The 23,033-nt window shown below is 48.4% G+C and carries 10 protein-coding genes and 2 pseudogenes; 6 read left to right on the top strand and 6 right to left on the bottom strand.

From position 1 onward, the window contains the following. Positions 1 to 587: 587 nt before the first annotated feature. Both NDI52_RS31705 and NDI52_RS31700 read right to left on the bottom strand, forming a co-directional pair. On the bottom strand, positions 588 to 3,230 hold the full coding sequence (locus NDI52_RS31705) for an esterase-like activity of phytase family protein (RefSeq protein WP_242045957.1): 2,643 nt from the start codon (positions 3,228 to 3,230) through the stop codon (positions 588 to 590). A 395-nt stretch (positions 3,231 to 3,625) separates the two neighbouring features. Further along, positions 3,626 to 11,311: an SdiA-regulated domain-containing protein gene (locus NDI52_RS31700; protein WP_190773713.1), complete on the bottom strand. Its 7,686-nt coding sequence runs from the start codon at positions 11,309 to 11,311 to the stop codon at positions 3,626 to 3,628. Between the two features lie 717 nt (positions 11,312 to 12,028). On the opposite strand from NDI52_RS31700, the pseudogene NDI52_RS31695 reads away from it, so the two are divergent. The 4 genes and pseudogenes from NDI52_RS31695 to NDI52_RS31680 all read left to right on the top strand — a co-directional run bounded on the left by NDI52_RS31695 (position 12,029) and on the right by NDI52_RS31680 (position 17,566). Then, a pseudogene (locus NDI52_RS31695) lies at positions 12,029 to 12,707 on the top strand (IS1 family transposase). 338 nt (positions 12,708 to 13,045) lie between these two features. Then, a complete protein-coding gene (locus NDI52_RS31690; protein ID WP_190773712.1) occupies positions 13,046 to 13,918 on the top strand; it encodes a PhnD/SsuA/transferrin family substrate-binding protein in 873 nt (290 codons plus the stop codon). Next, entirely contained in the window at positions 13,854 to 16,271 is a 2,418-nt protein-coding gene (locus tag NDI52_RS31685; protein WP_206758194.1) for an ATP-binding protein, read from the top strand. Before NDI52_RS31690 ends, NDI52_RS31685 begins: the two co-directional genes overlap by 65 nt. A 14-nt stretch (positions 16,272 to 16,285) precedes the next feature. Next, positions 16,286 to 17,566: a response regulator gene (locus tag NDI52_RS31680; RefSeq protein WP_190773719.1), complete on the top strand. Its 1,281-nt coding sequence runs from the start codon at positions 16,286 to 16,288 to the stop codon at positions 17,564 to 17,566. Between the two features lie 300 nt (positions 17,567 to 17,866). Here the strand turns inward: NDI52_RS31680 and NDI52_RS31675 are convergent, their stop codons facing one another. Both NDI52_RS31675 and NDI52_RS31670 read right to left on the bottom strand, forming a co-directional pair. Next, the gene (locus NDI52_RS31675) at positions 17,867 to 18,337 is read right to left on the bottom strand and encodes an IS1 family transposase (RefSeq protein ID WP_347280200.1); all 471 of its coding nucleotides are present in this window, start codon (positions 18,335 to 18,337) and stop codon (positions 17,867 to 17,869) included. After that, on the bottom strand, positions 18,304 to 18,612 hold the full coding sequence (locus NDI52_RS31670; protein WP_242045955.1) for an IS1-like element transposase: 309 nt from the start codon (positions 18,610 to 18,612) through the stop codon (positions 18,304 to 18,306). Before NDI52_RS31670 ends, NDI52_RS31675 begins: the two co-directional genes overlap by 34 nt. Positions 18,613 to 18,716: 104 nt before the next feature. Between NDI52_RS31670 and NDI52_RS31665 the strand changes: the two genes are divergently transcribed. Continuing rightward, on the top strand, positions 18,717 to 18,857 hold the full coding sequence (locus NDI52_RS31665) for a hypothetical protein (RefSeq protein ID WP_190773710.1): 141 nt from the start codon (positions 18,717 to 18,719) through the stop codon (positions 18,855 to 18,857). Positions 18,858 to 19,509: 652 nt separating this feature from the next. Further along, complete coding sequence (locus NDI52_RS31660) at positions 19,510 to 21,324, top strand: calcium-binding protein (RefSeq protein ID WP_190773709.1); 1,815 nt, start codon at positions 19,510 to 19,512, stop codon at positions 21,322 to 21,324. Between the two features lie 178 nt (positions 21,325 to 21,502). Here the strand turns inward: NDI52_RS31660 and NDI52_RS31655 are convergent, their stop codons facing one another. Both NDI52_RS31655 and NDI52_RS31650 read right to left on the bottom strand, forming a co-directional pair. Beyond that, a complete protein-coding gene (locus NDI52_RS31655) occupies positions 21,503 to 21,889 on the bottom strand; it encodes a hypothetical protein (protein ID WP_190773708.1) in 387 nt (128 codons plus the stop codon). Between the two features lie 950 nt (positions 21,890 to 22,839). Further along, positions 22,840 to 23,033 (bottom strand): annotated as a pseudogene (locus tag NDI52_RS31650) (IS630 family transposase); the annotation flags it as partial.

Genomic DNA, 23,033 nt, shown 5'->3' with positions numbered 1-23,033 from the left:
AAAAAGAAAGTTCCAAAACCCGAACGGCAAAAAGACAAACCTCATGTCTCCACTGCTCGATTGCTGAGTGAATCGAAATCTAAAAAAGATAAAAAAGCACCTTGAAAGGGCTGGATGGAGGATCTCAAGCAAAGAGGGGCAATCTTTGAAGACCCTCCAAGCGATTAGTCTCTAACCCTTTATTAATCTCTATTGATACATCTTCGCCCCATCTCCTAGCACCCACCCCAGCGGGCATCCCACCCGCTCTTTTTTTCTAGGACGGCAAAGCTGACTGGACTATGCCCTCAAGGGCGCAATTTCGTAAGTGAAAGAGAAAATTGCCAACGGATTTACTGGCTTCTGATACCTTCTCCAGTTACCTTTGCTGCCCTAGTTTTTTTGACCCTTGAGTTAGTGAGGTGATATGAATACCACACCAAGCAAAAAGCAGAATGAGGTTGAACACCTGGGAGCGGTGCAAGCTTCTTCAAGGCGTAGCGACAGTACTACTGCACGTTGAGCAGGATGATTTTGGGCAAGAAATACCACTACTTGAACAAAGTAGGAGCAGACATCAGAGGGGGAGAATGTAGGACTGAGCTTACCTACCTTACCATTGACCCGTTTTTGCGACACAACCTCATTATCAGGTTCAAGCCAGCAATGCCCAAACGAGAATTGAGATTGAGGGGATGATTTAAGGTAATCTCAATGATTTCGTTGTTGTCGATGTCAGGATTCCGACCCATGGAGAAGGGGTAGTTGTTGTCATTGGCTACAAGAATCGTATCAGTGTCAAGCACCAGTACATTTTCAATCGTCGTAAATGGGAAATCGAAGGTGGTACGGCCATCACCATTGAGGTCATTAGGGTCGCGAAGGGTTAGTAAGTCAACAACTTCTTCCTTCTTAACAGAACCCTGACTATTGATCTGAGAGAAATCTATTTTGAAGATCTTCTTGAACTCAGCCGTTTCACCCTGGCCGCTATCCCGCTCAATAATCAGAAATTCATTCTCAGTAATCGGGGTAAAATCACCGATCGCATGATCCGCTGATTCCAATTGATAGAAGCCTGCAAGTCCGGTAAAGCTGCTGCTGGCAACATCAAACTCGTAGATCCGGAGGGAACCCCGAGGATCTCCCACAACGGAGCCTTCTAAGAGTGGGTAGAGGGTGCGGCGGTCGGGGCTAAAAGCCATGCCTTCAAAGCCACGGGAGGGATTGAGGTTGGCAATCGCCTCCCCTGCCAATACATCTGAATGATCGGGCGATCGCACCTTATCTGCTACTGCTTGGTCACGAACCTGATCTCCTGTACCGGGGAAATCAGTAAAGAACCCATCAACCCCCAAGGAAATGAGTTGGGAAATTTCCTGCTCAGGAGTTTGGGGAGTGCCGTCCGGATTCAAGGTCAGGAAGGTTTCTTCATTACGAAGGGTGTAGAGATGAACCTGCAAACCGGCGCTATGGGCATCGTCGATGAATGAGGTCACAACTCCGGTCAACTGCGTTGTAATCTGGGCAACACCATCCCCATTGCCGTCTACGGGTTGTTCCAACGACTCTCGCAGCAGGATGTTGTTTTTCCATGGGCCTACTCCCTCGGCATACTTGTCGCGGATGAGCTGCAAGACCTCGACAGTATCCAGGTCAGCATAGACCGTATTTTCAGAAAGGGGATTCTCGACAGTATCCAGAAAATCCTGACCATAGATCGTAGCTAAATCATTGCCCTGAGCAACGTTATAACGGATGTCGTAGGGGAAAGAGAAAGCATCTGCTGGATCAGCAGCTTCAGTAGTGTCACCATAGAGCTGTACCAGAGGAATGTCGCTCAAACCTTCTTCATCCAGGCGAGCCTGAATTTCGATCAGGTTTTGCACTTCAAACGACTGAATGAAAATGCGACTGGGGTCGGTAAAATTATTCTCAGTTAAGGTGTCGATCAGTAATTGGCTGGTATCGAGGTTGATGGGAGTACCATCAATAAATGTTCCTTCGTATGCCAAAAAGGTGGGATGTTTGGTTTCGGGATAGATACCAATTTTCCTTCCGGTTTCCGCTTCAACAGATTTAACCAGGTCAATAATTTCCGCTAACGTGGGGATTTCAAACTGCCCGTTATATTCCGTGTTATCGGGGCGAATACCTGGGATCCGCTCGATCGCTCGTAGCGTTTTCAACTCAGCCAGGGTGAAATCTTCCACAAACCAGCCAGTCAGCTCAACTCCATCAATGACTTTAGTAGTGCGGCGACCGGCAAATTCTGGGCGATCGGCCACATCGGTTGTGCTCGAAATCTCATTTTCATGGCGCGCTACTAACACCCCGTCTTTGGTAACGACCAAGTCGGGTTCAATAAAGTCAGCTCCAAGTTCAATGGCTAATCTGTAAGCCTCCAGGGTATGCTCCGGGCGACTACCGCTGGCTCCCCGATGCCCAATTACAAGTGGATCTTGGCCATTCAGCGTATTGAGTTCTGCCAGATTGGGAGTTGCGATCGGAGCTTCCAGGAGTTTGCCAGTGGCATCGAAGTGCAGGATGTAGGGGCCAAACTCGTCGCCAATCCAGATATCCCCGTTGCTATCAATGGCAAAGGATTCAACGTCAAAATCAGAGCCAGTGAGAAGGCGATCGCTCGTCCCTTCATTCTGAATATCAAACGGGATCAGGTTGTCGGGATCGCTCAGTTGTACAAAGCCTTGAACTTTGACAGAGCGATCGCCCTCCTCGGACCCCGCGAAGTTGGGGTCTACCTGATAGATGCGCAACAGGTAGTCGCTGCTGTTTGTCCTCGAACCAAATCCATTATCTGAAAGGAACCAGAAGGTAGACCCATCTCCTCCTAGGGCAAACTGAACTCCGCTGAAACCCTGAATGGGGGGCCCTTCAAAAGGGCCTGTGCGACCGTTCCCTTCAATCCCTTTGCCTGTTGGCGGGCCTTCTGCAAAGGTATCTGCGTCAAGAGAGGCAAACCCTTCCAAGGTTGCAGACCCTGACAAAAATGAGAATTGCTCTCCCCCGCACCAAGTTCTCGTATAACTATCAACCATTGCAAAGGTATCTGCGTCAAGAGAGGCAAACCCTTCCAGGGTTGCAGACCTCGACAAAAATGAGAATTGCTCTCCCCCGCACCAGGTTCTCGTATAACTATCAACCATGTCGCCATTCGTTACCAGGGAGTTAATGTTATAGCCATTCACTTCACTCATTTGGATGAGTTGGCTCATGTCGAAGTCTATCATGACGGCTAAAATCTCCCTAAATGCTCAACATTGCATAAAGCGAACAAAAACGAGGCATTCATCGCTAGACGAATTACCGAATTAGGGCTATTTTTAAGTTTTCAAGGCATGAAGGAATGGAGTGATATTGCAGTTCACAAGTGTTGTTGAACACTTGAAAAGAAATGGATGACAATAGTTACCCAATTACAATTAATTGCCCTTAGAAGAAGCTCTCACTCCTAGCTTAAGAGAGGATTAATTCGACTTTAATGAGGTGCTGAATTAGAGTTAAGTTGATGCTTATTCTTCTAAAATCCTCCAGAGATGAGATATCGCTTTGGAAAAAGAGAAATATGAGAAGCGCTTGGCGCACAAGCACTTCTCATATTTGAGTCCTTCAATCGGAGTTGATATTAGATAAGCACATTTGAGCCAACAACGAGGCTGGCGGGAGCCACGTTATTGAGCGTGACGAGGGTTCTAAAGTTGGCACCGCCTGTCAGCCCATTCTGATCAACCTGTACGAGATTAGTAGAACCTGAGCGGGTAAATCTCAAATAACCATTGGCAATGGGATTGGAGCCACCATAGCCGAGCTTGTCAAACAATGCACTCAGATCCAGTTTGTCCTGAGTTGTGCTGAAGTCGTTAATGCGATCGCCCCGCTCATTTAGAGCATTATAGGCAAAGGTATCATTACCGCTGCCCCCAATCAATGTATCAACGCCCCGTCCACCTATCAGCACATCATTACCGCTACCGCTATTGAGAACGTTGCCGTCGATGTTTCCTGTTAATCGGTTATCGAATGCGTTACCTGTACCATTGATGTTGGCATTTCCCGTTAGGGTAAGGTTTTCCACATGAGCTGCAAGGGCTACGGTAACGGAGGAAAGTACCAGATCACTGCCCTCGTTGGCATTTTCGAGGGTGCGATCGCCCGCCGTATTAATGACATAGGTGTCATTTCCCATACCTCCAACCATCGTATCGTTGTTACCTAGACCGTTGAGGAAGTCGTTACCCGCCAAACCTGTCAGTTGATTCCGTCCATTATTCCCGCTTAATACATTGGCCAAGTTATTACCGGTGCCATCGATCGCCCTATTACCCGTTAAGGTGAGGTTCTCAACGTTATCAGCAAGTACCCAGCTAATGGAGGAACGGACCAGATCGATGCCTTCATCTAGGGCTTCAACCACTTCATCCCCTGCACCCACGATGTAAGTGTCATTGCCCCGACCGCCCACTAATCGGTCTGCCCCCGAGCCCCCCTTGAGGGTGTCATTACCTGCCAGAGCCAGAATTGTATCCGCACGGTTGGTACCAACTAGGTTGTCATTCCCATTGGTGCCGATAATCTGGTTGCTCGCCTGCGTGACGGTGAGGGTAACCGTAGCCGTCGAAGTCAAATTACCCCTGTCACGAACCGTGTAGGTAAAGCTATCAGTACCTGTAAAACCAGAATTGGGAGTGTAGGTAAAGGTATTGTCAGCGTTCTGCACCAAAACACCGTTAGTGGCGTTGGTGAAAGAAGCGATCGCCAGCGTATCGCCAGCGTCCGGGTCAGTGTCGTTGGCAAGAACAGAGATGACGACCGATTGTGAACCAGTGGTGCTAGCAGTGTCATTGACGGCCACCGGAGCATCATTAAAGGCTGACTCGATGGAATCCTCACGGAAGTTGAGGTTCTGGATGCGATCGTCGAAGTCGCGACCTGTATCCACTTCGTTATAAGGTGTGGTGCGGAAGTTGTCGAACAGGTACTCTGCCAGAGCATCCTGCTCGCTACCGTTGTTGGCAAAGGTGGCATCTCCAGTTCGCACCCCAGCCTGTACCAGGGAAACCACGTTAGCTCGGGCAATCACCGCTGGATCACCTACTGCACCCAGGGCAGGATTAGTGTTGAGGTTGGGGAACGGATAACCATCACCACCACTGGCGTAGCTACCGTCTGCATTGAATCGGGGTACCAGCAGGAAGTCGAGGGTTACAACTCGGAACAATTGGTTGAGATCGCCGACCACCTCACTGTCGCGCACCAGTTCAGCAATCAGGTTGTCATTTTCATCGAAGATCGCTGCGTTCTGAATCCGGTTACCTGCTGCGAAGTCAGGGTCATAGGAGAACTTAACTCCTGCAATTTGTGGGAATGACCCGGCTCCTACCGCACTGACACCATGCTCCAGTAATGCCACCAACTCCGTCTTGGTTAGAGTAATGAGGCTCAAACCATTGTTGAAGGACAACGCCGTTTGAATGTCATTCTGGCTAATGCCACCTTCCGGCTTAATAACGTTCCCCTGACTATCAACCACAGCTTCATTGGGAAGCCTTACGGCAGCACTGCCCCCTGCTGGCACAATGGTTTGACCAATGGAGGAGCGGATACCACCACCGTTCTTAATCGAAACAAGCACAGTGGAGTCAATAGCCTGAGCTTCTGCCAGGTTGGCATCAGCGGTCAGATTCCCCAGGTTCGTTTCCTGGGTACGAACCCCGTCTGGATCGATTGGGTTGCTAGTGCCAGAACGGTTGCCGTTGAGGAATACGTTGGAGATTCCGAAGACATTCGATTCCGTTGATAGAATCTGGGCTTCGATCGCATCCACAATCTGTTGAATTTCTGGGTCAACTAGACCACCTGCATTCAGGTCTGCTACCCCCTGTGCATCGGTAGCGTAAGCACCGGAAACATCCGGGTCATAGCTGGTGGGGATAATGTTGCCATTAGCATCAAATTCCAGCACCAGTCGACCGACATACTTGTAGTTGCCGTCCGTGTTGACCACCGCCGTTTGGGTGCCACCAGCGTTGGTAATAAATTGAGGGTATTGCCCCTGGTTACTATCGCCTGTCCGAATCCGATCATTGCTATCGAAGAGGCGGGTGTTTGATCCTCCGGCAACGATGATGTCAACATGGCGTAGACGCTCTGCCAGAGCCAGTTCAATATCAATCCGCTGCATATGGGCCAGCAGGATGATTTTGTCGAGGGTTGGGTCAGCGGCTCGCAGGGCATCCACTTCAAGCTGAATTTCAGCCGCCAGGGCATCGAGTTGTTCGGGAGTGGGGGTCGCCGCGAAGGGACTGGGGGAAATCCCCACCGTACCAGAACTGGAAATACTGGCAAGGGTTGGCGTTGTCGCGCCGACTACACCAATGTTCTCACCGTTCACGTTGATCACCACGGAAGAACTCACCGTTCCTGCCTGAGGAGCCTGCCCACCCGCAACTTCCAGGGGTGCTAAATCAGCGTTGGGAGCAAAATTGAGGTTAGTGGAAAGGTACGGGAAAGCAGTTCCTGCGAAGTCTGCACCGAGAATGGTGCCGGGAGCCGCACCACTGATCAGACGAGCCAAGGTTTGGGCACCAAAGTCGAACTCGTGGTTCCCCAGTGCACTTGCCTGAACTCCCAGTTCATTCTGGATTTGAATATCCCCAATTCCCGCCGAACCAAATGCCCCTGCCGAGGCACCAAAGAACAGACCGGGAATGTACATGTCGCCAGAGGACAGGGTCAGGGTATTGTCAGCCAACCCGTCACCGCCCAAGTCTTGCGATCGCAGAGCGTTGAGTACTGCCGAGAGGCGAGGAGCATCCTGAATCGCCCGAGAGCCGCCTTCCTGGTCGGAGAAGTGTAACAACTCCAGCACAAAGGGCTGTTCGACAACGGGGTTCGCAATCTGACCCGGTGAGCCAATCTCATTGGCATTTCCTGTGGCGACGAAGGCTCCATTCACACCGACCGCACTGAACTGCGCGATGGTTGTGTTGTTCAACCCGGCGGCATTGTCGAAGGTAGGGAAGGATGGCCCTGCGGGAGAAGCCCCGAAGGTCACACTGGTTTGGAGCGCACCCCCTGCATTGAACAGGTTGACGGCATCACCGCCCGTGCCAAGCCCGACTCCAGATCCGGTATAGGTGCCAATTTGCAGGTTAGTTGATTCGTTTGTGCCAAACCACAGCGTCTTAAAGTTATCGATCACCGTAGCGGGTGCAGCGCTCTCCAGGAAGATGACGGATTCTCCAGGGGCAATGCTTGTGATGCCATTTAAGGCAACCGATGTCGCAAAGGCATTGGAGCTATCGTCCATCCGCCAGCCCGTGATGTCCACAGAGCTGGTGCCCGTGTTTGTCACCTCAAACCAATCCGCACCGATGGAGCTGTTGCCGCTGGCCCAAGGTGCCACCTCAGAGATCACCAGAGAGACGGGCGCTTCAACAATGTCTGTAACCGTCAGGGTAAAGGGAACCGTGGCATCCAGATCATTACCAATTGCCGGGTCATTGACGTTGACGTTGATGCTGTAGCTGGTCTTGGCTTCAAAATCCAGCACCGTACCCGCTCTGAGGAACAACTCTGTACCTGAAATCGCAAAGAAACTGGCATCTAGCCCACTCAACGTCAGGGTATTGGTGCCTAAGGCATCGTCACTGATGACGATGTTGCCGACTTTAACAGGAGTTGCGGTGCTGGTGCTTTCTGACAGCGTTGTGGTGGGAGTGGCCAGACTAATCCCGTTGGGGGCTTGATTGGTGTAGGTGTAGGAGGCTGGGGCGTAAACCCAAAGCTGGGGATTGTTGATATCCCCGCCGCCTTCCTCGCTGGTGATATACAGCAGGGCGTTGCGATCCATCGTCACGCCCTCAAATCCCTGATCCACAATGGTTAATGGATTTCCTGGATCGGAGGTAATGGTTAGTGAACTGGAAATATTACCAGCGCGATCGACGTTAACAATCCGGCCTGATTCCTGGCTCAACACCAACAGGTTGTTGTAGGTTGCCGTTCCATTCAAAGCGGGCAGGTTCGATAGGGCGTAAACATCTGCTAAATCCACCAGGTTAAGCGACGCAGGATCGAACAAATCCGTCGAGTTAGTTGTGGTAGGCGAACCGTTGGTGGCAGTACCCGCCGCAAAGTCGATGCCCGTCTGGAAAATACCCTGGGTTTGGTTCTCCTTAACGGCGATGAATCCGTTAGTTAGCGGGTCATAGGAGATTCCTTCAAGCCCAATGTTGCCAACGGTGGTGCCAAGCTTGACGGTTTGCACATCAGCTCGGCTCAGGGTTGTGCCTGGGGTGTAAGTGAACAGACTGGCCTGGCGATCGCGCTCCTCCACCAACACAAACCGACCCTCACCCACGTAGGTCAAGCCTTCCGTGTCATAGAATTCGATACCCTGAGGACTACTACCAGCCGCTAGCGTCATCGTGTCGATCAACTGCCCAGTCTTCGAAATTTGAACAATTGATCGGCCACCATCACCGATCACAAACAGGGTGTCTGTATCCCAGTTGTAGGTGACGGCTGAGACTTCCTGGGCCAGCAGGTTATTGGCAGAAGCGGCGGTGCGTGTGGGTTCAGGCAGGTTATAGCGACCAATCCGCACATAGTTGGACAGATCCACAGTCGGTGCCGGGTTACTGTCGGAGAGATTGAACCGCGCCACGACGGGATCGTGGTCACTCACCTGATCAGCAAACTCAGAGTTGATGTGAACCACATCAAAGCCATCCAGGTTGGTTAGCAAGTTGTCGCTAACCAGAATGTGATCCAACACCTGGGCGTTGCCCTGGAAGTTGTAGGTGTAACGCTCATTGGCGGGTAGAGTTTCCACCAGGGTATTGAGGCCGCCATTTTCTAAAATGGAGAGCGGGTTAGAGAACTCAAAATCATTCAGATCCCCGGCAACAATCACATTGGCCGTCGGGTTAGCCGCCAGAAGCGTCTGAACATAATCCCGAACGATGGTGGCCTGTTGATTGCGCTGATTTTCGCTGGTCAGAGTCGGGGGTTGATTGGGCCCAAACAGCGGTTGGTCTCCCCCTTTAGAGTTGAAGTGATTGCCAATCACCGTGACTTGCTGCCCATTGAAGGTAAACGTGCCCACCAGGGGTTTACGGCTGCTGGCAAAATCATCTCCGGCAAAGGAATCTGACTCTGTGGGGTTCGGATCAGTTAACCGTTGCAGCGAGCCTTCCACAAAACCCACGCGGCTGGGGTTGAACAGGAACCCGACGCGAATGTTGCCACCCGGCTCACCCCCATCCTGGTCATCCACCGGGTTGAGTTGACGGAATTCGTAGGTGGGGCCTCCAGCAGCGGCGACCGCATCAATCAAGGTCTGAAGCGTTACGTTCGCGTCTACAACGCCGTCATTAATTGCACCGTTGTTGTCCTGAATTTCCTCCAAGCTGATGATGTCAGGCGATCGCAGGTTATTCACAATAGCGGCGGCTACTGCCGCAAATTGCGCCGCACCATCACCGGGGTCCAGGTTTTCAACGTTGAAGGTAGCGACGGTCAATTGATTCGCGCTGCTGGTCAGGTTCGTGGCTTCCTTTTGCAGCGTGGATGGCTGCAAAACAGCCGGAGCATTAGAAACCAGAACTTCGTAGTTGTTGAAGTCGTAGCTCACAACCCCGGTAATCTGGCCAAGTTGCGCACCAACGTTCATCGTCGGCAGTGTGACCGTTCCGTTAATTAGGTCGTCAATCTGAATCCGCTCTGGATTGAAGTCGCTGGAGCTGATCAAGCTACCGCCCCGGCTAGCGCGGCTGGTAGCATTTTCACCATTATCGGCCAGTACCCAAATTTCCTCAGAGCTACCAAAGTTTGCCGTGGGAGAGGTCGCGATCGCGTTGTTCACCTGAATCCGCATTCCTTCAACGCTTTCGTAGAAGTCAATGCCCTCATTTGCTGGGTCAAAATCCCCACCAGTTTCCACGTTGCCGCCACTAATAATAAAGTCGTTGCTGATCGTCTGAGTGGGAATCGTCCGTCCACCATTACCCAAAACCACAGCCGATGGTAGTGCATTACCACTTGACAAAACCGTAATGCTGGGGCCGGTAATCTGCGTAATCGTGAGGTTATTGGCGTTATTTCCAGGACGGAATTCTGCAATCGTCCCGTTGACCAGGACAGAATCTCCCACCGCAACGGTAGGCGCAGCATTGGTAAACACAAAGATGCCTTCAGAGGTTTGATCATCTGCGTCAGAATTCGGATCTTGGAAATAAAAGCCATTCGTTGCAACAGCTGTAACGATACCCGCAACGTTGCTAACAGTTTGCCCTACTAAGGGTGAAATGTGAGCTGCACCCTGGATATCTCGAATCCGAATGGCTCCGGGGGTGCCATCATTGTCGGCGATCGCCACACTGGCGCTGTTCGTTGCCCCCAAATCATAATCGGCGGTATCAATCAGGGTCAGGGTAATCGTTTCGTTGCTCTCGATCTCCGCATCATCAATGGGTGTGATGGATACATCAACAAAAGACTGCCCAGCAGGGAGCGTGGCTGTACCTGTCAGGCTGGGCGAATAGTCCTCAGTTCTCGCCGTTCCACCAACAGAATAGTTAACCGTCAGCGAATTAGTTGTATCGCCCGTGCGGCTAATGCGGAAGGTGCCGGAGTTTGTACTTGCTTCAGCAGCAGTACTATCGGGAGCGGCGATTGTGACAACTGGCGTTGTCGGTTCAGATATAACTTCGGTTGTGATTGAAAAATTATCGATTGCCAGCCCATCATCCGCTCCACTGGCGTTGAAATCTTGCCAGCGGAACCAGAAGGTTGATCCGACGGGGATATTTAGCCCTGTAATCGTGGCAGTTACGAGGGTGCTGTTAGCATTTTCATCCAACGCCCCTACAGTTCCAGTGGTGACAAGAGAACTGAAGTCCAGACTATCGACATCTACCCAGGTTCCGCTAGCCAGAGAAGCGGCATCCACGCTGTATTGGAAGTCTAGGCGATCGCTTCGTCCAGTTGCCCCTAAGCGCCACTGCTCCCCGGTAAAGGTAATGGTCAGGGAGCTAATAAGGCTGTCGGTGTTATTGGTAAAACTGGTACCAAAGGAGGGATTCAAGCTACCAGACTGTAAACTCCCTAAAGCTCTTTCGCTACTTCCCGGCGCACCAAAGCTGTAGGTATCACCTGTGTTTAAGCTACCCGTCCCAGCGTTATAGCTGCCATTGGCATTCGTTCCACTTTCCAATAAAACCCAATCCTGGGGGAGCAGGTTGCTGGCCCCGGAAGAGGTCAGTGTATCAAAATTCTGTGAATAGGAACCCGTAAAGTTAATTGCCATGAGAGCGGTTGGAAGGTAGATGTTTGCAGGACAAAGTAGGGCTTAGAGAATCCTCAAGAGGCTCTATAAGCGCGTAGACTCGGAAAAAATGCACGAAACTCTTGCAGTGAGATGCGCCCACCACTCGGCAAAAACAATGGAAAGGTGAAGTTAAATCAGCACAAATCTACTCCTTGGGCGTAAGAGATCGCATAAATCCTCAATTCACCAAAGGTTTCAAGGGGAAAGATTCCACGGCCCCATCAGGAGCCGTAGAGTGAGAGCACAAGGAAGCAGACCCAAAGCCTAGCATTGGGGCAAACCTGTTGCGGATTGAGTAAAGCTGGTTAGGGTTCTACAAGGAAAAGCAACGGGAGCAAGGAATGACTTTCTTCGGCCTCCGTACTTCTTCTTGAAAACGTAAGAACTCTGTAGTTAAAGATACGGAGTTCTTGCCATCCCTATAAAACTATGGATTCCAGGCTACTTGGGTGAAGCTTAGATAAAGTGCAATGAAGATTTGATGAATTGTGAATGGATGTGTGTTTTAGAATACATCTTATGTGGTATTCCCAGAAAGGATAATCTTCATCGGCAATCGCATACATTTTTTCAAGAAAAGGGTTAAAGCTTAGCGATTGCCCTTCTGCTGCTCATGCCCTTCTCTATCCCTTCCATCACTGCATCGTACTCAACGGCGTTGCATAGTAGAGAATGATGTACGTCGAGGTAGTCCCTATGAACTGTCCTCATTGTGCCAGCGACAGGGTTGTCAAGAATGGGTTTCGCAATAGTAAGCAAAGCTACCTGTGTCGAGATTGTCGTCGCCAGTTCCGAGACAATTCTCAGCAGGGCTACACTCAAGAGGTCAAAACCCTGTGCGTTACCATGTCACTCAAAGGCATGGGCTTTCGAGCGATCGAGCGGGTGACCGGCATCAACCATAACAGTGTTATCAACTGGGTGCGCCAAGCAACAGCAGCCGTTCCTGAGGAGAATTACGAAGTTCCTGAAATGGCCCAACTAGATGAGTTAGAAACTTTTGTGGGTCAAAAAAACCAAAATCTGGTTGTGGACAGTCGTTAACACAAAACGTCTTGGTATTCTCAAGTTTGTCGTGGGGGATCACTCGTTAGAGACCTTCAAACCGTTGTGGCAGATTGTGATGGGTTAGGCTTGTTTTCTGTACATTACGGATAGTTAACCGGTGTACCCTTGTTTGATTGAGGAGGGAGACCATTTGGTCAGTAAAACAGCCATGACACGGGTCGAAGGAGAGAACTACCGACTACGGCACTACTTGGCCTGATTACATCGTAAGACGTTGTGTTACTCCAAATCGGTCGAGATGTTAGCCTTCTCAGTCCAGTTACTTATTTACTATCTCAAGCATCATCGGATTCCATCATTCACTTAAATCATTCTCTACATGCAACGCCGAAAATTTAACAGGATAGTCTTTGGTAGGAAATGCTGTCACTTAAATGAATTAGGAGTAGATATCACAGGGCAGGGAGGAGAGTTTAGTCCTGTTTACCTTACCATTAGCTGCTTTTTGCGACACAACTACCCATACTTCTTTAAGGCATAGCCAAATAGCTGTTTGGCCTGATTCAAACAAACTAACCCCTTAACCAACCCTTAACCAGTTTTCTCCATAAGCATGATATCCGTGATAACGAGCCGGGCATTCTAGAGCGGTATACCAGCTTCCACTCTAGAGTGCCCGTATGGGCTTAAAGCAGGATTCTTATAATGAAACGTCGCCACTTTTTATGGTATTCGGCTCTGGTTTTCACTGGCTGTACAGCAGCTACTACTACCTCCAAACAATCGCCTTCTCAGCCACTCCCCACAAAATTACGGTTCGCTGTAACCGATGTTAAAGGGCTTGAAAAGCTGCAGGCAGAGTATGAATCACTTCGTGTTGCTCTAGCAATGGCTTTAGAAACCGAAGTTGAGTTTTTCCCTGTTGAAAACTATACGACAGCGGCAATTGGATTGAAACAAGGTACCGTTGAGTTAGCTCTGGCTGGCCCTTCAGAGTACGTGGTTATTACATCTCGGACGAATGCTGTTCCCGTTGTGGGCATTACTCGCCCCAACTATCGTTCTATCATAGCAACTTCAGCAAGTAGCCTAATAAAAACGGTCGTAGATTTAAAGGGTAAGACGATCGCCATGTCTGACATTGGTTCTACCAGCGGCCATCTAGGCCCTACCAAACTCTTAATAGATGCAGGAATAGACCCACAAACTGACATCCAGGTTCAGATGCTGGGGGATGAGGGCAGCGTTGAAGCTCTGAAGCAGGGTAAGGTAGACGCTTGGGGTGGCTCTGCCGTTGATTATAAGGACTTTCTAGAGAGTACGACCAATACCTTTCCTGTTCTCATTGAAGGCTCACCTTTACCCAACGATATATTTATCGCTAGCAGTAGTTTAGATGCAGCGGTGATTCATGTCATGCGGGAGCGAATGCTGGTAAACCAGCAACAGTTGGTTGAGGCAATCGCCCAGCACCATACTAAGTACAAGGGTTCGCAATTAACCCTCGCCAAAGATGAGGATTACGATTTGGTTCGAGATGTTTATCTGGCAGTTGGGCAGGGTGATTTTGTTCAATAAACTATCTGCTTTTAAGCTTGGTCAATGGATTCCTAAGAAATACCATCACTTGGTGATGCGTTTGGGAATTGCTCAAAAAATTGGCTATAGCTTTGCGCTTACACTGGGAATTTCCATCGTCGGTACGTCAATTGGGTTGGTTACTGGAGAAGTTTATCAACAACACGCTCTGAAACGGCTGATGCTAGCAGATACCGAGCAGCGATTACTCAATGACCTGGAAAAGAGTGTTTTAGAAGTTCGCTCGCACCCCCAACGCCTCAGTGCGGTACTGGGGGATTCAGTTTGGTTCGAGTACGAGACCGTTAAATTTCAGAATGATGTGCATCACACTTCGGATTTAGCTATCTCGTTGGCAACGTTTGCTGAACAAAACCAGACAATAATGGCTAACCGTACAGACCTTAAAAAACTTGCAGAAGAATACAAAACCGTTACTGGTTTATATCAACAGTTCATTCTAGAACTATGGCAAAATATTGATCCCGCTAGTGTCTCCCGACAAAACATTCGACCGACACGGCAGCGGCTCCTAGATCTAGCTCATACAGCTTCATCGGCACGGATTGGAATTCAATTTGAATTGCTAGCCGAACAGCTACAACAAAGTATTAAGGTTGCAGATCAACAATACGAACAAGCAAAAGTAGAATTTGCCCAGGCTCAGGCACTACGGCTACAAATTATTCTCCTGAGTATCTTGCTTTCAACGGCGATCGCAACACTCTTAGCAAGCCTTACCAGCCGCGCCATTGCCCGCCCATTGCAGGGGGTCACTCAAGTTGCACAGCAAGTCACCCAAGATTCTAATTTTGATCTGCAAGCTCCGGTTACGACCCAAGATGAAGTTGGTATATTAACGAACTCGTTAAATCTGTTAATTCAACGAGTTAAGCGCTTATTACAAGAAAAGGCAGAACGGGCGATCGAGTTAGAACAAGCGAAAGAAACTGCTGAAGTGGCAAGCCAGGCAAAGAGCGAATTTCTCGCAAATATGAACCATGAGCTTCGGACTCCCCTCAACGGAATTCTTGGCTATGCCCAAATCCTCCAGCGCGACCCTACTATCACTGATAAACAGCTTAAGGGCATTAACATCATTCACCAGTGCGGCTCCCACCTACTCACCCTAATCAACGATGTCCTAGATTTAGCTAAAATCGAAGCTCGCAAAGTAGAACTATATCCCCAGGATTTTCACTTTTCTAATTTCCTTCTATCTACAGCCGAAATTTGCCGTATCAAAGCGCAGCAAAAGGGAATTAATTTTATCTTTGAAGCGTCAGAGGAGCTGCCCATTGCCATCCATGCTGATGCCAAACGACTGCGGCAAGTTCTGTTAAATTTACTCAGCAATGCTCTAAAGTTTACGGAAACGGGTAGCGTATTATTCAACGTCAAGGTTGTGGACACATCTCCATCTTTATCCCTGACTCGTATTCGCTTCTGGGTTGAAGACACTGGAATTGGTGTGCCATCTGAGCAATTGAAAAAGATTTTCCTGCCCTTTGAGCAGTCAGGAAATCAGGAACAAAAACAGGAAGGAACTGGCTTAGGATTAGCCATTAGTCAACAAATTGTGCACCTGATGGAAGGTGAAATTCAGGTTGAGAGCACATTGGGAAAGGGAAGTACCTTCTGGTTTGAACTCGACCTACCCAAGGCTCAAGAGTGGCTTGAACCGGAAAACCCAACCCTCGCCCCCAGGGTGGTTGGATATGAGGGCAATCGCCGTACAGTTCTGGTGATAGATGACCATCAGGAGAACCGATCCGTTCTGGTAAATATGCTCGAACCCTTAGGCTTCCAAGTTATCGAGGCGACTAATGGGCAAGATGGGATCTATCAAGCCCTGAATCACCATCCCAATCTCATTATCACCGACATTCTTATGCCGGATATAGACGGGTTGGAAATGACGCGACAGTTACGACGGATGCCCGAGTTTGCGAGTCTGCCGATTATTGCATCTCCAGCTAGCCTATCCCATGTCGAACAGCAGGAGAGCTTGGATGCAGGATGCAGCAGCTTTTTTCCAAAGCCCATCGCGTTTGAGGGGCTTCTACAAGAACTGCAAATCCATTTAGGGATGCAGTGGATTTACGAAGCAGGCTTGAGTGAAAAGACACCCAAACCCATGGCCGATGCTACAAAGATGATCATTCCCTCTGCAGAGGAACTGGTTACCGTGCATAGAGCGGCGCAAGCAGGTTTGGTTCGTAATATTCAGCAAGCGGCCAACGAGTTGAAACAGCTCGACCCTCACTATGCAGCTTTTGCCAATCAACTATTAAAGTTAGCCCAGGAGTTTGAAATCGAAGCCATTCTACAACTGATTGAACAACATGTTTAGAAAGCCCTATGGATATGACAACGCTACCATCCAGTACTATTCTCGTCGTAGATGATAACCCAACAAACATTCAAGTTCTCTTTGATGTATTGAATGAATCGGGCTATGAAGTTGCTGTAGCTAAAAGCGGAGAAAGCGCTTTAAGTCGTCTCCAAAGCCATTTACCAGATTTGATTTTGTTAGATGTGATGATGCCTGGCATTGATGGTTTTGAAGCCTGCCGTCGCATCAAAGAGGATGAGCAAACCCGAGATATTCCTGTCATATTTATGACGGCTCTTTCCGATGCGGTAGATAAAGTTAAAGGGCTTTCCTTAGGGGCTGTAGATTACATTACCAAACCGATTCAGCATGAAGAAGTCCTGGCTCGAATTCGCGTGCATTTGCAACTGCGGAATTTGAATAAGACGCTGGAACAAAAAGTTGCAGAACGTACATCAGAATTGAACCAGGCTCTCCAAGATCTTCAACAAAGCCAGGTGCGACTGATTCAGAATGAAAAGATGTCTTTGTTAGGGCAGTTGGTGGCTGGGGTTGCCCATGAAATTAATAATCCCGTCAACTTTATCTACGGCAATATCCAACCCGCAGAAGAGTATACCTGTAGCTTGATGGATTTAGTGGAACTTTTCTGTGAGGAGTATCCCAGCCTGACACCAAAGATTCAAGAGCGCATGGAGGAAATCGATTTTGAATTTCTGAAAGGAGATCTGCCTCAACTATTGCAATCTATGAAAGTAGGTGCAGATCGGATTCGCCAAATTATTCTTTCACTGCGAAGCTTTTCTCGGTTGGACGAAGCCGATATGAAAGAGGTGGATCTTCATGAATGCATCGATAGCACGTTGATGATTCTTCAGCACCGTCTCAAAGCAAAATTAGACCGTGCTGGTATTGAAATTGTTAAAGAATATGGTGATTTGCCACCCGTTCAATGTTACCCCAGCCAACTAAATCAAGTATTTATGAATCTCCTATGCAATTCTATTGATGCGCTGGAGGACACCATTGCCCAAAACGCTTCAAAAAATATTTCTTCTTTAATTCGCATTCAGACAGGACGGCTAGGGGGCGATCGCATTTTCGTCAAAGTTGCTGACAATGGCCCTGGCATTCCAGAGGACGTACGCTCTCAAGTATTTGATGCATTTTTCACGACCAAATCACTTGGTAAAGGTACCGGGTTAGGACTGTCCATTAGCCATCAAATTATTGTGGAAAAGCATCGGGGACAGTTAACCTGCCATTCAACACCAGGCCATGGTGCAGAGTTTGTCATCGAAATCCCTCGGTAGCAGGGGTGCTGTCATAGAATGCAATTAGGCTGAAATCTATATAGAAAATGGGATTGCAAGTAGTTTTTCTTTACCAATATTTTTTGGTGTATCCCCAATCAATCTCGGCTGATTAACGTAGTTGCGATGTTTCAAACTCCGGATTTGCTCTAATTTTACCTGATGATAACAACTCTTCAATAAGGCCATGAAGGGGCAAAAAAATGAGCATTTTGCCTATTGCTCAAACAGGTAACCGAGAGGCTCAAGAACCTACTGCTACAGAAATCGCCGGTGGTGTTCTAGACGTGTGGATGGGGACTAAATGGCTCGGCCAAACTCATAACGGTTGATGAATAACCCAATGACCGTATCGTGTAATCGTTCAGACTTGGAAAAACAAATCGTTTTGCGTGCTAATCGTTTGATTCGAGTCCGTAGGTTGAGATGCTTGCGCTCAATCTTCTGAGTATGGTGTTTACCAACCTCATGGCTATCTTCGTCAAGGATTCTGGCATACGCGCCCCAACCGCCAGTGTAAAAACGGTAAATACCAAAGGGGGCTAACAGTGCCATCAACTCTTTCAAGGCAACGTCAACGTGAGGAGCCAAGACGTAAGCTAATATTTCACCCGTTTGGTGATTGATCGCATGCCACAACCATCGTTCCTGTTTTTTGTTACCAACAAAGCTCCACATCTCGTCCATTTCGGCCTCTCCTGCTTGTTGCACAACAACTTCGAGGTTTTCATGTTGAGCTAATCGGTCCAGTACGGCTTCGTTAACAGGCACCAGTTGGAGGAATTTTTTAATTCCTCAATCACAGTTGTGGGACTAATGCCCAGTACTCTGGCTGTGTCACGAATGCCACTGCCGTTAACGGCCATATCAGCAATCTGCTGTTTCACCTCCCCTAGATACCCTCGGTAGGAATAGTGCCGAATAAAGGTACTGCGTAAGCAGTTTGGGTGGCGACACTTGTAGCGTTGTTTACCGGCGGCTGATTGTCCATATTTGACCACATTAGAGTTACCACACGTAGGGCAGAGAACTGCTTCTAAAGCCATAAGAGAGGAACTGGTAGATTGAGAAATATTTTGCCTCAGATCCACACGTCTAGAACACCACCCCTTCTTACATTGCCGGGTTAATATGTAAATCCAAAAACAAGATGACTGCCGAACTCGCCCTTCAAGGCATGACTCAACCCATCGGTGTCTCCACCCACAGAATTGGCAGTGGCCCCGTTCCCGATCAATTGAAGGGTTGTCTGACGACAATTACTTCTTGCCTTCGCGTCAATTATACGTAGAAGCGATCGGAGCCTGTGGCAAAGATTTGAGCATTTGTTCTAGTTGTCGTTTTGCCCAAAAGTAATTGTCGTCAGACAGAAGGGTATTATGCCCACGGTAGAGCAGTTAGAAATCGTATTAGAAACTACGACATCTGAATTAGAAGAGCAAGAGCAAGTTGCCGCAGAAAGTAACAAGCAGATCTGAATGGAGCATCCGGGCGGCTGCTCGAATCGTGATTGATAGAAAGCTGAAAGATTCTGGCATTGCTGAGGGAGGTATGAATAGAACGTGAAATCACGGTTTCACGTTCTATTCATACCTCCTTCAGCAATGCCTGTACCCAAACGCTAACTCTGCTACCAGAACGATTACCAGAACTATTTCTCTGGAAAGCCTGAATTTTTCTGTAACGACAGTTCCTCAAAATCCCTTTACCGTAGATTTGTGGTTTAGGGAAGCGAGATTCAGACGCAACGTGAAAGCCTTTGAGCAATAGATAGAGGGTGATTACCCCTACAACGCATTCATCTAATAAGTCATTCGCAATCTTCCACAACACTCAGCACTATTGGGTGAACTTTTGCTGAATTTGCTTTTAGTTTGACCATCGAACTGCAAAGCAAACTCAATGCGGCACATCGACAATTGACACCTGTAAAGAAAATGATCATGAAAAGCCAAATTGACCTGAACTACAATCCGCTATTGCTCACTTTAAACACACTGTCAACTCCTGGTAGCGACAACCTTCAAGGTACCAGTGGAAATGACACACTTCATGGAGACGATGGAAACGACACCATTGATGGAAAAGCAGGTAACGATAATTTGGATGGTGGTGCAGGCAATGACACTATCTTGGGCGGTGATGGAAACGACACGATTTATGGTGGAAGCGGGACTAATCGGCTCAGAGGTGGCAAGAATGACGATGTTTATTACATTAGCTCCGATGACGGAGGGTCTACTATTATTGAACTGGCTGGGGAAGGTCTCGATACAGTCTACTCCGGGATCAGCTATACCCTTCCTGAGCATGTGGAGAATTTGACCATAACCGATAACGCGGTGAGCGGTTATGGAAATAGCCTCGGTAACAACATTACAGGTAACTCCCTGAGCAATGGACTGTCTGGCCAGGCGGGAAATGACAGCCTGGATGGGAAGCAAGGAGCAGACACCATGTACGGTGGGCAGGGCAATGATTCCTTCTTCATTGACACCTTAAGCGATGTGGTTGTTGAGTATCTGGGAGAAGGGACAGACACCATCATTTCCTCTATTGATGGTGATGTGAGTTTAGCATCCACCCCTTACGTCGAAAACCTCACCCTGGGTTCTTCAGTCCCGTCCCTACAAAAGGCGACTGGAAATAGCCTGGATAACATCATCGTCGGTAACAACAACAATAACCACCTTCTAGGTGGCAATGGAAATGACACATTTTATGGATTAGGCGGCAATGATACCCTAAACGGTGAAGGTGGCGCTGACTTAATGTACGGGGGCACAGGAAACGACACGTACATCGTGAATAATATGGGCGATCAGGTAAACGAGACAGGCGGTGGTGGTACAGATGAGGTGCAATCGTCCATTAACTACACCTTGGGGGATGGCATTGAGCGGCTCTATCTCACAGCATTGGGCAACCTTGATGGCCGAGGGAATAGCCTGAATAACTACATCGCTGGGTACAGCGATAACAACGACCTCTACGGCGGGGAAGGGAACGATACGGTTTTAGGGTTTGGCGGTAATGATATCCTGTCTGGTGAGGCAGGCAGCGACAGTATGAATGGTGGTCAAGGCAATGACTCGTATTTTGTAGACAATGTGGGCGATCGCGCTGAGGAAGGGAGCCTGGTAAATGACCTGATTGGTGGTGTAGATACCGTGTATGCCTCCGTTAGCTATAACTTGGGGGAAGGCATCGAGAACCTGGCTCTAACGGGAACCGCTAACAATAATGGGGCAGGTAACACCAAAGACAATCGGATGCAAGGAAACAGTGGCGGCAACCTGCTAAATGGACGTGAAGGCCAGGATTCGCTCTTTGGGTATGGGGGTGATGATCTGCTGTATGGCGATAGTGGCAACGATACCCTGAGCGGTGGCTCTGGTCATGACATTCTGATTGGACGTGAAGGGAATGACGAACTGATGGGGGGAACGGGGCAAGATTTCTTCGACTTCTCCAGCACCCAGCATGGAGTCGATCGCATTACCGATTTCGATGTCACCGTGGATAAGATTCGAGTATCCCGCTACGGCTTCGGTCTCAGCTTTAGCACTGGTACCCTGCCAGCTTCCGCCTTGTCCATTAATGGCACAGGCCAGAGCGCCAACACCCGATTCCTCTACTACCAGGCGAACGGCCAGTTGTTCTTCGATGCTAACGGTTCCGCTTCCGGGGGGATGGCCCAAATTGCAACCCTCAGCCCAGGGGTGGCACTTACTGCGACCCATTTTATAGTGATTTAATTAACTTCTTCCTCAGCAACGTGAGTTTGGGTTAAGGATGTTTCAGCCAATCCCAAACTTACGTTCAGTAGATCACAAATAGGCTCCAAAACTGGAGAGGAGGGGCGCGATGCGCCCCTCCTCTCCAGTTTTGGAGTCTTCGGTCGTATGATACACGCTCAAAATGCTCATTTGCTCCCTAGTCGAGTATGGAAGGATATCGATTGAATTGCCGTAACCAGTAGATGAAGGCAATCGCAAAACTCAAATCTCCTAACCCTACTGATGCTGCCAGAAATGATAAATCTCCCGCAAGCCAGAACACAAAAAAGAGAATAGCGATCGCTACTTTACATGCCGCTGCAACAGCAATAAATAATCTCTCGGGCTTCTGCATGAATGCCATCCAGGCATAGGCAATACCAAAAATAAGAATCCAGGATGATAGCGTTCCTAAATAAAGTGGATGCGCTTCTGGCATACTCAGAGGATTACTTTGGGTAACGAGGGGAAATATAAAGGCGAGAGAGCCCATAACATTCATGAACGCGGCAGCATACAAGCAGTAGCGAAACCATTTCACCATGGTATCCTCTCTCAACTTACTCTAAAAAGGGCCATTGAAGCATAGCTATAACAAGGACAATTAGTCTGAAACCCTGGTAGGCTAAAACCTTTAGGACAGCCTATTTATACCAGGAAAATGCAGAAATCCTCAAATTTGCTGCCGCGACTCAATGAATTTGTATTGCTTCAGCCCTCAGTTTAAGCCTAACTGTTCCTGGTTACAGCAACCCTTCAGCCACCCCTATTAGGCTAGATTTTTCCATCTGCTTCAACTACCTGGATGATTTGAAAGGCTTTTAAGAGAACCTAGTCCTTATTTAACAAGACTTTCAGTTTTTCATATAAAAGTTAGCGTAATTTTAGCGAGACAGAGATAAATAGTGCCTCTTTCTATAAATTTCCAATTCATTTAAGGTATGGAGCAAAATCATCAATTTTAAGTGTTGTTCAGTAATCAAATATCAATCACGGTGGCTGCTTAAGAATAAGATTTGTGCATCTATCCCGCGAGAAGTTTTACTTTAAAGGCTCTCAAAGTTCTGTTATCTCTATCTAAATGCCATGAAACCCACAAGAATTTTCCACTAAAGCCATGAGAGGAGATACTTGCAGCGGTGCGCCTTTCGGTCGGGGCTCACCTATAGCGCTGATTATCTTTGCCTCTGATTAAGCTTAGAAAAAACGTTTGAGTTTTCTTTGCTACTGTCTGTAGTTGGTTGAGGGAGAGCGATCACATGGTGTGTGGTTGTACCGAGATCGCTCATGTTGTTCTTATTTACCCTAAGAACTTTTCTATGATTCCCACGTTTGCTGTGCTGCTGTCAGTCAAGTCAATTTAACGATGCTGTAGTTAAACGTTGAAAGGAAGCAACCATTCTAGGGTACTGTTCCCCTGAACAGATGGATAACTTTAAGCTGCCGCTTAAAGAAAGTTGAGTATGAAAAATTTCCTAAAAAACTAGTGGTGTGTCAAGGTTGAAATGAGGGGTAAAGCCGTTTGAGTTCAATCCGCGCATCATCGGTCGTAAATTGCCAATCGATGGTTCGCAGTTGGGTATTTCTACGCTCCTCCCAAGCCAGGATTTCTCGTTGTAAAGCTTCTTCATCGGCAATGCGGCGATCTAAACATTGCCGAGCTAGAACACTGAGTTCGGTTTCGGCCA

Origin of the sequence: Leptolyngbya sp. PL-A3, assembly GCF_039962325.1 — a bacterium.
In the GTDB taxonomy this organism is placed as follows: Bacteria; Cyanobacteriota; Cyanobacteriia; order Elainellales; family Elainellaceae; genus Vacuolonema.
This window is presented reverse-complemented; position numbering and strand designations above follow the sequence as displayed.

What these genes read in the sequence shown, in the direction of transcription:
- NDI52_RS31680 (WP_190773719.1), top strand. Translation starts at nt 16,286, where the DNA reads ATGACAACGCTACCATCCAGTACTATTCTCGTCGTAGATGATAACCCA.
- NDI52_RS31670 (WP_242045955.1), bottom strand. Translation starts at nt 18,612, where the DNA reads ATGGCTTTAGAAGCAGTTCTCTGCCCTACGTGTGGTAACTCTAATGTG.
- NDI52_RS31655 (WP_190773708.1), bottom strand. Translation starts at nt 21,889, where the DNA reads ATGGTGAAATGGTTTCGCTACTGCTTGTATGCTGCCGCGTTCATGAAT.
- NDI52_RS31665 (WP_190773710.1), top strand. Translation starts at nt 18,717, where the DNA reads ATGACTGCCGAACTCGCCCTTCAAGGCATGACTCAACCCATCGGTGTC.
- NDI52_RS31660 (WP_190773709.1), top strand. Translation starts at nt 19,510, where the DNA reads ATGAAAAGCCAAATTGACCTGAACTACAATCCGCTATTGCTCACTTTA.
- NDI52_RS31685 (WP_206758194.1), top strand. Translation starts at nt 13,854, where the DNA reads ATGAGGATTACGATTTGGTTCGAGATGTTTATCTGGCAGTTGGGCAGG.
- NDI52_RS31690 (WP_190773712.1), top strand. Translation starts at nt 13,046, where the DNA reads ATGAAACGTCGCCACTTTTTATGGTATTCGGCTCTGGTTTTCACTGGC.
- NDI52_RS31700 (WP_190773713.1), bottom strand. Translation starts at nt 11,311, where the DNA reads ATGGCAATTAACTTTACGGGTTCCTATTCACAGAATTTTGATACACTG.
- NDI52_RS31705 (WP_242045957.1), bottom strand. Translation starts at nt 3,230, where the DNA reads ATGATAGACTTCGACATGAGCCAACTCATCCAAATGAGTGAAGTGAAT.